Below are 14,628 nucleotides of genomic sequence, written 5' to 3'. Positions count from 1 at the left end.
AATACAATTTTATTGACCAAGACAAAAACAGACAAAATGCAAAAACCCCACCTCATAAAGGTGGGGTTTTATATTTTAGATTGATTTAAACAATCATAAAAAATTATTGAATTTTAGTAGCCCAAGTTGGTACAGTAGCTCCGTTTCCAGCTCCAGTTTCAGTTGAAACATAATCAGCAATAGTATTATTTGCTGAAACAAACGCACTTCCGTTAACTTTTACATCTCCAGCTGCAATTCTTGCAGTAGTATTACTATCACTAGAAATTTTAGCAAAACTAGCAGTACCTTCAGCAAATAAGTTAGTGTAAGCTTGTTTACCAGTACCTTCTTTTAAGTTAATTGCTTGTTCAGATGCTCCAAAACCTTCTCCTTTAATAATTGATACATTACTAATTTTAGCATCTGTTAATGGTAAAGCAGCAGTATCTTCTCCATTGTTAGAACCTTCAATTCCAGCTTTAGTAACACCTTTGATGTATACATTAGTTACAGAACCTACAAATCCATCAGCAAAATCTAAAGAATCATCATAAGAGTTTTCAATTCTTAAGTTAGTTGCAGCTACAGCACCTCCAAAGAATTCGATTCCATCATCTCCACTTTCAAAAGTGTATATGTTTTCTACTACAGTTCCAGAACCAACAGCAAAGAAAGAAACTCCATTAAATTCTTTATCAGAACCGTTATTAGCTCCTGTGTAAGAAATCTTTAAGAACTCTATAGATCCTGAAGAATCGTTATTATTAGCTCCTCCATACTTTAAACTTGCAACTTCAGAAGTAGCATCAGTTCCTACATTTGTTATTCCATCACCACAAATTACTAATCCTCCCCAGTCACTTTGAGATGGAGACGATTTACCTGAAGTCATTACCACTGGATTATTTGCTTCTCCTTCGATAAAGATTTTAGCTCCTCTTTCAACAGCAATATATAAAGATTGTGCACTTGCAGTAGCAGAAGACTTAATAGTAGTTCCTGCAGGAATTTTTAAAGAAGCACCAGATCTAACAACTAAGGCTCCTGTTAACGTATATTCATCAGAAGCTTTTAAAGTTACAGTTCCATCTGTAATATCCCCTTTTAAATCACTAGCTGTTAACACAAAAGAACTCTTTTTGTTATCATCTCCATTGTCACTTGAACAACTTGTAAAAACTAAAGTAGCAATTGCTAAAATTGATAAAATTGATTTTTTCATTTTAATAAAAATTTTGTTATGTTTTTGTTTCAAATTTTGTTGATACAAAGAAAGAACAACTGTTTATTTTAATAAGTTAAGAACTTATTAAGTTCTTGTTAAGTATACTTTTGATTTGTGAACTTTTTGTTAACTAAAAAGCCATACTTATTTTATAAGTATGGCTTTTTAGTTTAAGATTTACTTTCCTATTAGAATGTATACCCTAAAGAGACGCTTAAACTAGACCCTAGCTTATATGAGCTAATAACTACATCTGGGTTATTTCTACCCTCTACCTCACTTTGTGCCTGTATTCTTTCATATTTAGGATTTAAAATATTCTTAAAAGAAAGTCCTAGTTTTAATTGTTTTGATAAACTTGCTTTTGCAATAAAATCTAATTTATTTACAGCTTTATCAATATAATTACCTCTATTTCTAGTTCCAATTACGGCCAATTTATCTGAAAAATAAGAATAAGAAACCGTTGCTGTTATGTCTTTATTGTCAGAAAACTCTTGAAAAAAACTAACATCAGCATTTGCTAAAATATCAGAAGCACCCGCTAACTTAGAATTCTCAAACGTAAAACTTGCTCCAAAATCATTTTCACTACTTACTTTGTCTGCATCCAAATCTTGATCCGTATATATATATGAAGCATTTAAACCATAAGATAACTTTGTTTGCAACATATCTTTACTCTCAATAACAAAAATATTTTTCTTTAACTCAAGCTCAACACCAACAGCTAACGCTTGCTCTCCACTATTTACATAACTAATATCTCCCGATGCAGAATTCACAAAAACCTCATTAATAGGATTTTGAATTATTTTACCAAAAGTGGTCACAGATAACAACTCTGCATTACCAGGGAACAGCTCCCATCCTAAGTCTAAGTTATAATTAGTAGACTCATATAAATCAGGATTCCCTTGATAAACTTGAGTTACCTCTTCATAAGGCAAAGCTACTTTTTCTTTAAACTGAGGTAAAGTATAAGTTTGACTAAATGCTAATTTCACGTTTTGTTTATCGTTAATTTTATATTTAGAAATCAAACTAGGTAAAACCTTAAAAGCATTAAATTCAGATTCATCTCCATCTGGTATTGTGGAGTTTGAAAAAGACACGTTTTGATTTACAGACTCAAATCTTACTCCTAAGATAGCTGTTAATTTTTTTGATAATTTATATTGTAAATTTGTAAATATAGAGTTTACAAATAGATCACCGCTATACTCTTGTTCCAACAGACTAACTTTATCACCTGCTGATGTAGAAAAAGGAGTTGCTTCAAAAATTTGATCTACATTATGAATTAGATCTTCTGAAAACACATATCTATCATTCAATGGTTGAAAAGAATATTGGTTTGAATTAAACTCTACTGACTTAAATCTATTTGCATACCCTAAAGTTATTTTTCCTTTATACGCATCGTCTTCATCTTTACTAAAACGATATGAAACAGCTATATTACTAGAAAATTCATTTTCATCTAAGTTCTGGTAGTAACGGTGATTGTTAATTCCACCATTCGAGAAAAAAGTATAATCATCAGAACCATCTCTTGCAGGAATAAAAGTATTCTGCATACGATCTGGAATTTCATTATTTAAAAGACTATATCCTAAAGCCCAATTAACATCCAATTGATCATTAACATTGTGTTTACCTACTAACTGATTTACTATTAATTGAGTTTTATCAAAAGTACTTCTCTTAATAAAACCACTTAAATCATTTGCCCCAGGAGCCCCACCATCAAAATTTTGATTTTCACCCTGGTACTCTGCATATTGCTGCGATGAAGAATTCAAAAACAATGTTGTAAACAAAATAGAGTTTGTTGAGTTTATTTTATAATCAGCCGTACCCATTAAAGTAGAGTTGGTACTATATTTATAAGCTTTTTTATAAAAATCTGAATTTTTATCCCCTTGAGCAGTTACACTGCTTCTACTAATACCTTCAATAAACTTACTATCATTATCAAATGAAGCTGTTAAAAAAGCACTTATTTTACCAGCATTTCCTAAGTCAAATTTTCTACCACCTGAAAGAGACAAACTATTGTTTAACACATTATTTGTTGATTTTTTTCTATCCCAACTTGTTCCATAGCTACTCGGATTAAAAGGAGTAGAAGATGCTTCACCTGTAGCAAAACCAAAATAACTTGGTCCATCTTGTAAATAAAAAGAACTTTCTCCTAAAACATTTGAATTTACTCCAGCTCCTAATCCTAATTTCACATAAGGGCTTCCTGAGAATTTTTTTGAATTGATATCAATATTTGCACCTCCAAAATCAGCATAATTTTGAGATTCAAATGTTTTGCTAATCCCTACATATTCAACAATGTCAGTAGAAAAGATATCTAAACTTATATTTTTATTAGATGGATTATTAGACGGTAGTGGTAATCCGTTTAAAGTAGTAACGTTATAACGATCCCCTAAACCTCTAACAAAGATACTACCAGAACCTCCTTCTTGCTTAGTAACTCCTGCTGCCTTAGTAACTGCAGCAGCCACATCGCTTACACCTTTTTTTGACATTTCATCTGATCCAATTGCAGTAACAATTTCAACAGCTTCTCTTTGAACATCTACTAACGCTGCCTCACTCTGTTTGTTAGTAACAGCCGTTAAAACCACTGCATCTAAAGCATCGGCAACAGATTCCATAACAACCGTAATTTTTTGAGAAGCTCCTCCTTTAACAACTATTTGTTTTTTTACAGATTTGTAACCAACAAAATCATAAACCACGGTATAGACACCAGGTTTTAATTGCAAACGGTAAACTCCATCAAAGTCTGTAGTAGTACCTAAACTTGTATTACCTTCTACATAAACACTTACAAATGGTAATGGCTCCAAGTCCATATCTTTGTCTTGTACTAATCCTGAAATTGTCCCTTTAGACTGTGCGTACGTAAACACGGTCATTAAAGTAAAAAATGTAACTAATAAATTTCTCATTATCAATGCTATATTTGTTTAAAAGCGGTGCAAAAATCTATAATAAATACCTTAAAGAGCCTAAGCTACCATTACCTTTGTGTTAACATAGCGTTAAGAGGTTTTGTATATTATGTTAACTACGCCACAGTATTAAATCATTGTTAAGAAACTCTTTTGTATATTAGAAAATCATAAATTTGCACCGACTAATTCAAGACATAATGGAGAAAAATCAGATTAAAATTCTTTTGGTAGACGATGAACCAGATATTTTAGAAATTGTAGGTTACAACCTTAAAAAAGAAGGATACGATATATACACAGCAAGCAACGGCTTAGAAGCTGTAAGTCAAGCAAAAAAGATACAACCACACTTAATTTTATTAGATGTAATGATGCCAGAAATGGACGGTGTTGAAGCTTGTGAAAAAATTAGAGAAATTCCAGAATTAGGGAATGTAATTATCTCTTTCTTTACTGCCAGAGGAGAAGATTATAGCCAGGTAGCTGGGTTTGATGCAGGGGCAGATGACTACATTACCAAACCAATTAAACCTAAAGTTTTAACCAGCAAGATTAAATCTTTATTAAGAAGATTAAAAGAAGATGGAGAAAGCAACAACACAACCGATTTAGGAGGTATTGTTATAGATAGAGACGAATACTTAGTGATTAAAGACAACGAGAAGATTATTTTACCTCGTAAAGAGTTTGAATTGTTTTCTTTGTTAACATCTAAACCCGGTAAAGTTTTTAACCGTGAAAACATTATGAAAAAAGTTTGGGGTAGTGATGTGGTTGTAGGAGATAGAACTATTGATGTTCACATTAGAAAATTAAGAGAAAAAATTGGAGACGATCACTTTAAAACAGTTAAAGGTGTTGGATATAAGTTTATATTAAATGAAGATTAAAAACTTTTTCTTTTTTTCTATAGCCATCGTACTTATACTTATTGGTTGTATAAACGTAGTACTATTAATGTTTATGTACTTTACAGACGTAATACTCCCTACCAAAGTTTTTATAATTCTATCGGCTGTACTTTTTGTAGTCCTTATTATTATAATAAACAACGGAGTAGAAACCTACATAAACTTTAGAATAGATAAAATATACAAACAAGTAACCTCTCTTAAAAAAAGAAGAATCGCGAATATTAATGCTGATGAGTTTGATTTTTTAGCTAGAGATATTTTAAAGTATACCTATAAAAAGAAACAAGAAATTAAAAAACTTAATTTTAGAGAAAACTATAGACGAGACTTTTTAGGAAACGTAGCTCACGAACTTAAGACTCCTTTATTTACCGTACAAGGCTATTTACTTACACTAATAGAGGGAGCTGCCGAAGATGTAGAAATTAGAGAAAAATATTTAAAAAGAGCCAACTTAGCCATCACAAGATTAAGTGAAATTGTAGGTGACCTAGACATGATTACAAAACTAGAAACCAACGATTTAAAACTTAAAATAGACACGTTTAACATTATCAAAGTTATTCAAAAAGTGTTTGATTTGTTAGAAATGCAAGCTAAAAAGCGAAGTATTAAATTAAGGCTTGATAAATTTTACGACATTCCTGAATTTGTATTGGCAGATGAAGCCAAAATAGAACAAGTACTAATCAACTTAGTTATGAACTCTATTAAATACGGAAAAATAGGAGGAACCACCATTGTTTCTATAGAATATGTAGATGATGAAAAAATAGCCATTAACGTAACCGATAATGGTGAAGGCGTAAAACAAGAAGATGTAGAACGTTTGTTTGAACGTTTTTATAGAGTAGAAAAAAGTAGGTCTAGAGACCAAGGAGGATCTGGTTTAGGGTTGTCTATTGTAAAACATATTATAGAAGCACACGAGCAAACTATAGATGTTGAAAGCACCATTGGACAGGGTTCCACTTTTTACTTTACACTAGAGAAAGGTTAAAAAAAGTTTTTATACATAGAGACAAAGACTGCTCATTGGATGTTAACACAGGCCACTGAGCAGTTTTTTTATATTGTAAAAATTCAACATCAAATTCCTTTTGAGTACAAAAACTAGCCAATCCACTTTCTTTTAAATAACTAGCCAAATACTCTTGCTCAGTTTGCCCCGGAGTAGGCACAAACAAAACCTCTTTGTTTAATGTAGCCAAATCCATTACCGAACTGTAACCAGATCTAGACACAACCCTACGACTACTATTTAATGCCGTTTCTAAATCTTTAGACAGTAAATAATTAACCACGGTACAATTTTTAGGATACATATATTTACATGGTTCAAAAGTTCCCCTAACTACCAAAACAGGTTTTTTATAAGTCAATAAAGCCTTATTTATTTTTAACTCTAATTCATTTCTTTGATATTCAATTCCAGACAATAATATCAGCAACTCATACGCAACAGGAATTTCTTGTTTTTTAAACCGCGACAATACTCCTATATAATGAATCTTAATTTTTAAAGATCTAGACAAAGCTCCAGACAAAAGACTATTCTCTTCATCCGGAACCCAACATTCCTTATGTTTTTTAATAAAATAATGATGGAATTTATTTACAAAAAAAGAGCCTACACCCGCTTTAACACTTAATTGATGAGTTATATAAACCGAAGGAAGATGTTTAGAAAAAACCCCTAATCTATTGTCTGATATCATACCTAACAAAGAATTTTTATGAGCTTTTATATATACCTTAATCGCTTGATGTTCTTTGTAAACCCCTCTTAAAATAGCAGGAATATTTAAAAACATAGACCATTTAAACTGTTTTCCATAACGAATGTTATAGGACGGTAGTTCTAAAAATTCAATCTCTGGAAATTCTTTTTGCAAAAAAACAAGAGCCTGACCATCAGATGCCACTACAGGCTTAATCCCTAAATTTATAAGTTCTTTTATAATAGGAATACAACGTGTTGCATGTCCCCACCCCCAATTTAATGGAGCCACTATAACTCTGTTAGGAACCTTTTGATTTTGCATATTTAAAAATACAAAAAGAAAAACATGATTACTTAACTTTCTTTATTTGTATAGCTGTTTTTTGTTTAAAAAAAGATAAAAATTAAGAGCATAAAAAATAATTTATGCTCTTAATTTTTATTGTACATAGACTTAAAAACTCTGTTTTTAAGAACCTAAGTAATTCTTAATTTCGTTAGAAATCTATCTAGAAATTTCAATAATTTCAAATTTCATTACTCCATTTGGAGCCTGAATTTCAGCAACCTCACCTTTCTTGTACCCTAATAAACCTTTTCCTATAGGAGAATTTACTGATAGCTTACCATTGCGAATATCCGTTTCCGAATCTGCTACTAACTGATAATTAAACTCCATACCATTGGCAATATTCTTAAGCTTTACCTTAGAATGTATTAAAATTTTAGAAGTATCTAACTGAGACTCATCTAATACACGAGCATTTGCAACCACGTTTTTTAATTTAGCTATTTTAAATTCCAACAAAGACTGCTCTTCTTTGGCTGCGTGGTATTCTGCATTTTCACTTAAATCTCCTTTATCTCTTGCTTCTGCAATTTCGTTAGTTACCCTAGGACGTTCTACTTGCTCTAAAAATTCTAACTCTCCCTTTAGTTTTTTAAGTCCTTCTTCTGAATAATATGATACTTCGCTCATCTTCTCTAAATTTTTATAACACAAAAAATCTCATTACCACTTTTGGAAATGAGACCTATACAAATATAAAGAAATTATTGATAGCTAAAAATTTCTGTATCTTTACCTCCTAAATTTTATAGAAAATATCCCCATGATTAAAAATATCATTTTCTTTTTTACTCTTTTAATACTTACAGCTTGCACCAACCAAGGTTTTAACCAACAAAACACAATGGTGCCCAATACAAATGTAAATTTTAGTATCTCAACCCCCTCTTTTATATCTCTATCTGGAATAGGGAATTATCATATAGAAGCTGGACAAGGATTTATGGGCGTTATAGTTTTTAATATTGACGGGAATACATTTAGAGCATTTGATCTGGGATGTCCATACGTAAACCCAAATGAATGCCAAGTTCCTATGACCATTGAAAATGGAACAGGTGAAATGTCTTGTGCCAATTGTGCTAATGATGATATTACTTTTACACAACAGATAACTGGAGTAACTATAGGAGAAGGTGATAGCGAAAAAACCTATTATTTAAGAGAATATAGTGCCTTTTTAGAAAATGGATCTGTTAGAATCACCAATTTTTAAAAGGTAGATTAACGCTTTTATTTGTACTTTTGCGACCAAATACACTTACATGGAAAATTATTTTTCTTCTAACTTTAAATTAGGAGTACTTGGTGGAGGTCAATTAGGAAGAATGCTTTTAGCAGAAACTCAAAAATTTGATGTACACACCTGCATATTAGACAGTTCTAAAGATGCTCCTTGTGCCCCTTATTGTAACGAGTTTTTTATAGGAAATTTATTAGACTATAACGATGTCTATAAATTTGGTAAAAAAGTAGATGTGCTTACCATAGAAATAGAGCACGTAAACATTAAAGCACTTTACCAATTAGAACAAGAAGGTGTAAAAGTATACCCACAACCTAGTGTTATAGAAACCATTCAACACAAAGGAAAACAAAAAGATTTTTACAAAAAAAATAAGATTCCAACTTCTCCACATCAACGTTTTAATTCTCTATCAGAATTAAAAGCAGCCAACTTAACAGACTTTCCTTTTGTATGGAAATCTGCACAATTTGGATACGACGGAATGGGAGTAAAAATTGTTCGTTCTGTTGCAGACATCAACAACTTGCCAGATACAGAATGTATTACAGAAGATTTAATTCCGTTTAAAAACGAATTGGCTGTAATTGTAGCCAGAAATGCTAACGGAAAAGTAAAAACATATCCTGTGGTAGAAATGGAATTTCATCCTGAAGCCAATCAAGTAGAATATGTAATTTGTCCTGCCCGTATTAGTGATGCTGTTGCCGCCAAAGCTCGTAGAGTAGCGATGGATGTTGCCGATGCTTTTAAACATGTTGGTTTATTAGCAGTAGAAATGTTTCAAACAGAAAATGATGACATCATTATAAACGAAGTTGCACCAAGAACACACAATAGTGGGCATTATAGTATTGAGGCATCTCACACCAGTCAATTTGAACAACACTTGCGTACTGTTTTAAATTTACCTTTAGGAAATACCGATAGCAAATTAGCAGGTATTATGGTAAACTTAGTAGGTGCCGAAGGATATGAAGGTGAAGTAGTCTACGAAAAAATAGAAGACATTTTAAAAATAGACGGAGTAACCCCACACTTATACGGTAAAAAAATAACCAAACCTTTCCGTAAAATGGGACACGTTACCATTGTGAATAAAGATATTAATGTGGCTCGTAAAACAGCAGAATTGGTAAAAAATACTGTTAAAGTAATTAGCAAATAAACCTCTTTAACTAAATCTATATAAAAATAAAATTATGAAAGTAGCTATCGTTATGGGATCTGATTCAGATTTACCAATTATGCAACAAGCCATAGATATTTTAAAAGAATTTGAAATTGAAACAGAAGTAGATATTGTATCTGCACATAGAACTCCAGAAAAATTAGTAGATTTTTCTAACAACGCACACAAAAGAGGAATTTCTGTAATTATTGCTGGTGCTGGTGGTGCTGCTCACTTACCAGGAATGGTAGCTAGTATGAGTCCGTTACCCGTTATTGGAGTACCCGTAAAATCTAGCAATTCTATAGATGGTTGGGATTCTGTACTTTCTATTTTACAAATGCCAGGGGGAGTTCCTGTAGCTACTGTAGCTTTAAACGGAGCTAAAAATGCTGGAATTTTAGCAGCTCAAATTATTGGAGCAACAAACAGCACTGTATTAGATATAATTGTTGCTTATAAAGAAAGTTTAAAAACTAAAGTAATAGAAGCTGCAGAACGTGTAAAAGCTGCTCAACAATAAACTTTTTTAAGTAAGTTTATAGCTCTAAACTGATCCATTAGGAATGAAAATAACAGAACGTATTCAACAACCCATACATCAAGAAATGGCTGCCTTTGAAAACAAATTCAAAGAAGCCATGGCAACCAAAGTGCCGTTGTTAAATCGTATTACCCATTACATTGTTCGCAGAAAAGGAAAACAAATGCGACCTATGTTTGTTTTTTTAGTCGCCAAAATGGTTTCTAATGGAAATTTTAACGAACGTACCTATCGTGGCGCTTCTATTATTGAATTGATTCACACAGCTACTTTAGTACACGATGATGTTGTGGATGATAGTAACAAACGCAGAGGATTCTTTTCGATCAATGCGCTTTGGAAAAATAAAATTGCTGTTTTAGTAGGTGATTTTTTATTATCTAAAGGATTGTTACTTAGCATAGATAATGATGATTTTGATATTTTAAAACTGATTTCTATTGCGGTAAGAGAAATGAGTGAAGGAGAGCTTTTACAAATAGAAAAAGCCAGACGTTTAGACATTACCGAGGAGGTTTATTTTGAAATTATCAGACAAAAAACAGCTACCTTAATTGCAGCTTGCTGTGGTATTGGAGCAGCATCCGTAGGAGCAGCAAAGGAAGAGGTAGAAAGAATGAGAACCTTTGGAGAGTATATTGGAATTGCTTTCCAGATAAAAGATGATTTGTTTGATTACTCTGACGAACAAATAGGAAAACCTACAGGAATTGACATTAAAGAACAAAAAATGACACTTCCTTTAATTTATACCTTAAACAACTGTAGCGATAAGGATAGAAAATGGATCATCAATTCTGTTAAAAATCACAACACCGATAAAAAAAGAGTTAAAGAAGTTATTCAGTTTGTAAAAGACAATAACGGACTAGAATACACTATTACCAAAATGCACGAGTACAAAAACTTAGCATTAGAAATATTAAACACGTATCCAGAATCAGAATACAAGGAATCTTTACAAACCATGATTGATTACGTAGTAGAACGTAAAAAATAACCATTCCACTTAATAACTATCCTTTTTAAAAGATCATTCACTAAATTAGTTCTACACACGTTTGTTAGCGAATGAAAGTAGTATACTTACTTCTTATTTTTACTTGTTTCTATAGCTCCTATGGGCAAATAGTGAACAAAAACCGTGTATCTAAAAGACTGACAACTAGTAAAGACACCATTCAGCTAGAAAACGTTGCCATAAGTCCCGTTAATTTTGAAATTAAAAATCAAAAAGGTCAACTTATTTCATCCAATAAATACAATGTTAACTACGCTAAGGGACAATTGTTTTTTAACACGCAACAACCTCAACAAATAACAGTAAGCTATTTTAACTACCCTACATTTTTAACACAAACCTACAGTCCTTTTGACAAAAAATTAATCATTTCTAAAGCAACTCCACAAGCTCAAACCTATTCTTTAAAAAAAGAATACAGCAAAAAAGATTTTTTTGGAGGTATTAACACTTACGGAAACATTACTAGAGGAATTACAGTGGGAAACAATCAAGGATCTGTATTAAATTCTGGATTGGATTTACAAATCACAGGAAACCTATCAGAAAACTTAAAGATTAGAGCCAGCATTAAAGACTCTAATGTACCCATTCAAGAAAACGGAGTATCACAAAACATCAACGAATTTGATAGAGTGTTTATTGAATTGTTTACAGACACCTGGAATTTAAAAGCAGGAGATGTAGATTTAACCAATCATGACAGTTACTTTTTAAATTTTACCAAAAAGATTAACGGAGCTAAGTTAGATGTTGTATTAGACAATGGAGATCAAAAAACAACCATTACCGCTTCTGGAGCATTGGCAAAAGGACGATTTAACACTCAAAACATTACCACGCAAGAAGGAAACCAAGGACCCTACAGGTTATTAGGAGTTAACGGAGAACAAAACATTGTTATTATATCTAACAGCGAAACTATCTACGTAAACGGTGTTACCCTTAAAAGAGGAGAACAGTACGATTATACTATAGATTACAATTTATCAGAAATAACTTTTAACCCCACTTTCCCCATTAACTCGTCACAAAGAATTATTGTAGATTATCAGTATAGCGATCAGAACTACAACCGATTTGTAACACATGATGGTGTAAAATATGAAACCGAAAAATTTAGTATTGGAACTTATTTTTACAATGAGAACGATGTAAAAAACCAACCCATTCAGCAAAATTTAAGTGATGTTCAAAAACAAACACTACAGCAAGCAGGTAACAATCCTGCCAATATGGTGGCTCCTAGCGCACAAACAAGTAATTACGACGAAAATAGAATTCAATATCTAAAAAATGAAGACGGTAATTTTATACAAAGTAGCAATGAAAACGAAACACTATACAATGTGATTTTTAGTTTTGTGGGCAATAATCAAGGAGATTATATACTTAGTGAAACCGTTGCGACAGGTTCTATTTATGAGTATATTGCTCCTATAAACGGAATTTCTCAAGGTAATTACAGCCCAATTACACAGTTATTTGCTCCTACCAAAACACAAATGGCGGTGGTAAACACCTCTTATAAAATTAATAAAAAGTCATTTATAAATGCAGAATTAGCCTATAGTGATAACGATCAAAATTTGTTTTCTACTATAGATGACAAGCAAAACAAAGGAATTGCAACCACCTTAGCTTGGCAACAACAAATAAGCGACAAAGATTGGAAAAGCTATAATTTACTTGATGTAGATTTTGTGCAAAAAAACTTTAACAACATAGAAGGTTTGTACAATGCTGAATTTAATAGAGATTGGAATATAGACGTAAATTTGACTCCTAATTTTTTAGGAAATCAATCTTATTTAAGAAATGCTTTTACCCTACAAAAAGACGAACAACATCAGTTTGTGTTAAACAATGAATACCTAAGTTTTGGTGCTGATTTTACGGGTTTAAAAAATGCATTGAACACCTTTAACTCTGTAAAAAAATTGAGTTTAAAAACAGAAAACAGTTTTGTTAATAGTAAAAACATCTTAGAAAAAGGAACGTTTATTAGACACCATTCTTCTTTAAAGTATCGTTTAAAAAAAATATGGGTAACTGGTTTGTTAGATTATGAAAACAATCATCAAAAAAACAAAAAAACTCAACTATTAGATTCTATACAGAGTCAGAAATATAGTGCCATAGGAGCAGATTTTGGTGTGGGAGACTCTACAAAAGTATACACTAAATTTAGCTATTCTTTGGTAAAAATAGACAGTGTAAAAACAAATCGACTCGAGCGAGTACAAAACACGCACAACTACAGCATAGAAAGTCAAATTATAAAAAACAAACAGGCCTCACTACACACCTTTATCAATTACAGAAAAGTAAATCATCTCTTTTTTGAAGATGTTGATATTATGAATGCAAGAACACTTTATAACCAACAATTATTTAAAGATATTATCCGTTTATCAACGGTTTATGAAACCAGTTCTGGAAATACGTTACAACAAAATTTTACCTACATAGAAACAGAACCCGGTCAAGGATATTATTATTACCTGGGAGATTTAAACAACAACGGGAAAAAAGATTTTGATGAATTTGAAGTTGCTCAATTTACAGATCAGGCAAATTATTTAAGAGTAATTTTGCCCAACACCAACAGGGTTGCCACTCAAAAAGCAAAACTAAGTCAATCTATTTTTATCAATTTTATGCAATACCAAAATCATACCTCTAAATGGTTACAATTGTTATCTCATTTTTCCAATCAGTCAAGTATACTTATCAATAAAGATCAATTAAAACAAGGAAAAGCTTTTAACATAAATCCTTTTAACACAAACAATAAAAATGTAGTAGCCCTGCAACAAAACGTATTTACTAGTTTCTATTTTAACAGAGGTTTGCAAAATTACAGCACTACCTACACGTACCAAAACAATCAAAACACACAAAATACCTCATCAGATATTGAAACAGCAACACAAGAATCTCACGAATTAAACTTTCAACACAACACACAGAGTTCTTGGGTGCTAGGAACGGTGTTAAGAACTAAAAATATTGAAAACACAAGCCAATCTTATAGCAGCAGAAATTTTAATCTTGCTTCCTATACGTTAAATCCCTCTGTTGATTTTTTAAAAGATGAATTTTCTACCTTAAAAGCAACTTACACCTACAGAAACGAAAAAAATAAAATAGGAGAAGAAGCGTTAATAAGTCATGATTTTGGATTGAATTACAATTATAACAACCTAGGTAAAGGATCTGTTTTAGCAAGTATTAACATTATAGAAAACAACTATAAAGGAGCTATTAACACCCCTGCATCTTACAGAATTTTAGAAGGTTTAGAACCTAATAGAAACTATACATGGTCTTTAATTATTCAGAGAAAACTAACACAATTGTTAGACCTAAGTATAAATTACAATGGACGAAAAAATACAAGTACCAACACTATTCACGTAGGTAGTGTACAATTAAGAGCTAACTTTTAAAACATTAGGCAAGCTCATAGAAA

11 protein-coding genes are annotated in these 14,628 nt (G+C 31.7%); 7 read left to right on the top strand and 4 right to left on the bottom strand.

Features of this window, described 5'->3' with window-relative positions; translation table 11 throughout:
- Nucleotides 1-103: 103 nt before the first annotated feature.
- Nucleotides 104-1,204, bottom strand: a complete 1,101-nt coding sequence (locus tag FHR24_RS01870) for a hypothetical protein (RefSeq protein ID WP_167183054.1) — start codon at nt 1,202-1,204, stop codon at nt 104-106.
- A 191-nt stretch (nt 1,205-1,395) separates the two neighbouring features.
- A complete protein-coding gene (locus tag FHR24_RS01865; RefSeq protein ID WP_167183052.1) occupies nt 1,396-4,179 on the bottom strand; it encodes a TonB-dependent receptor in 2,784 nt (927 codons plus the stop codon).
- A 203-nt stretch (nt 4,180-4,382) separates the two neighbouring features.
- Here FHR24_RS01865 and FHR24_RS01860 point away from each other — a divergent pair, with 203 nt between their 5' ends.
- Entirely contained in the window at nt 4,383-5,075 is a 693-nt protein-coding gene (locus tag FHR24_RS01860; RefSeq protein WP_167183049.1) for a response regulator transcription factor, read from the top strand.
- On the top strand, nt 5,065-6,099 hold the full coding sequence (locus tag FHR24_RS01855) for a sensor histidine kinase (protein WP_167183046.1): 1,035 nt from the start codon (nt 5,065-5,067) through the stop codon (nt 6,097-6,099). Before FHR24_RS01860 ends, FHR24_RS01855 begins: the two co-directional genes overlap by 11 nt.
- Here FHR24_RS01855 and FHR24_RS01850 read toward each other — a convergent pair.
- Together FHR24_RS01850 and greA are read right to left on the bottom strand one after the other, a co-directional pair.
- Entirely contained in the window at nt 6,080-7,144 is a 1,065-nt protein-coding gene (locus FHR24_RS01850; protein WP_167183043.1) for a UDP-N-acetylglucosamine--N-acetylmuramyl-(pentapeptide) pyrophosphoryl-undecaprenol N-acetylglucosamine transferase, read from the bottom strand. The genes FHR24_RS01855 and FHR24_RS01850 overlap by 20 nt on opposite strands.
- A gap of 183 nt (nt 7,145-7,327) precedes the next feature.
- Nucleotides 7,328-7,801: a transcription elongation factor GreA gene (greA, locus tag FHR24_RS01845; RefSeq protein WP_167183040.1), complete on the bottom strand. Its 474-nt coding sequence runs from the start codon at nt 7,799-7,801 to the stop codon at nt 7,328-7,330.
- 133 nt (nt 7,802-7,934) lie between these two features.
- Between greA and FHR24_RS01840 the strand changes: the two genes are divergently transcribed.
- The 5 genes from FHR24_RS01840 to FHR24_RS01820 all read left to right on the top strand — a co-directional run bounded on the left by FHR24_RS01840 (nt 7,935) and on the right by FHR24_RS01820 (nt 14,605).
- Nucleotides 7,935-8,387, top strand: coding sequence for a hypothetical protein (locus FHR24_RS01840; RefSeq protein ID WP_167183038.1), 453 nt, complete (start codon nt 7,935-7,937; stop codon nt 8,385-8,387).
- Between the two features lie 49 nt (nt 8,388-8,436).
- Nucleotides 8,437-9,585, top strand: a complete 1,149-nt coding sequence (locus tag FHR24_RS01835) for a 5-(carboxyamino)imidazole ribonucleotide synthase (protein WP_167183036.1) — start codon at nt 8,437-8,439, stop codon at nt 9,583-9,585.
- A 34-nt stretch (nt 9,586-9,619) separates the two neighbouring features.
- Nucleotides 9,620-10,111, top strand: coding sequence for a 5-(carboxyamino)imidazole ribonucleotide mutase (gene purE, locus FHR24_RS01830; protein WP_167183034.1), 492 nt, complete (start codon nt 9,620-9,622; stop codon nt 10,109-10,111).
- A 43-nt stretch (nt 10,112-10,154) separates the two neighbouring features.
- Nucleotides 10,155-11,132 (top strand): polyprenyl synthetase family protein, encoded by a 978-nt coding sequence (locus FHR24_RS01825; RefSeq protein ID WP_167183032.1) that lies wholly within the window; start codon nt 10,155-10,157, stop codon nt 11,130-11,132.
- Between the two features lie 131 nt (nt 11,133-11,263).
- Nucleotides 11,264-14,605 (top strand): hypothetical protein, encoded by a 3,342-nt coding sequence (locus FHR24_RS01820; protein ID WP_167183030.1) that lies wholly within the window; start codon nt 11,264-11,266, stop codon nt 14,603-14,605.
- Nucleotides 14,606-14,628 lie beyond the last annotated feature (23 nt).

The sequence above is a fragment of the Wenyingzhuangia heitensis genome, from assembly GCF_011762155.1.
Lineage (GTDB): Bacteria > Bacteroidota > Bacteroidia > Flavobacteriales > Flavobacteriaceae > Wenyingzhuangia > Wenyingzhuangia heitensis.
The sequence above is the reverse complement of the archived record's forward strand: the minus strand, read 5'-3'. Positions and strand labels throughout refer to the sequence as shown.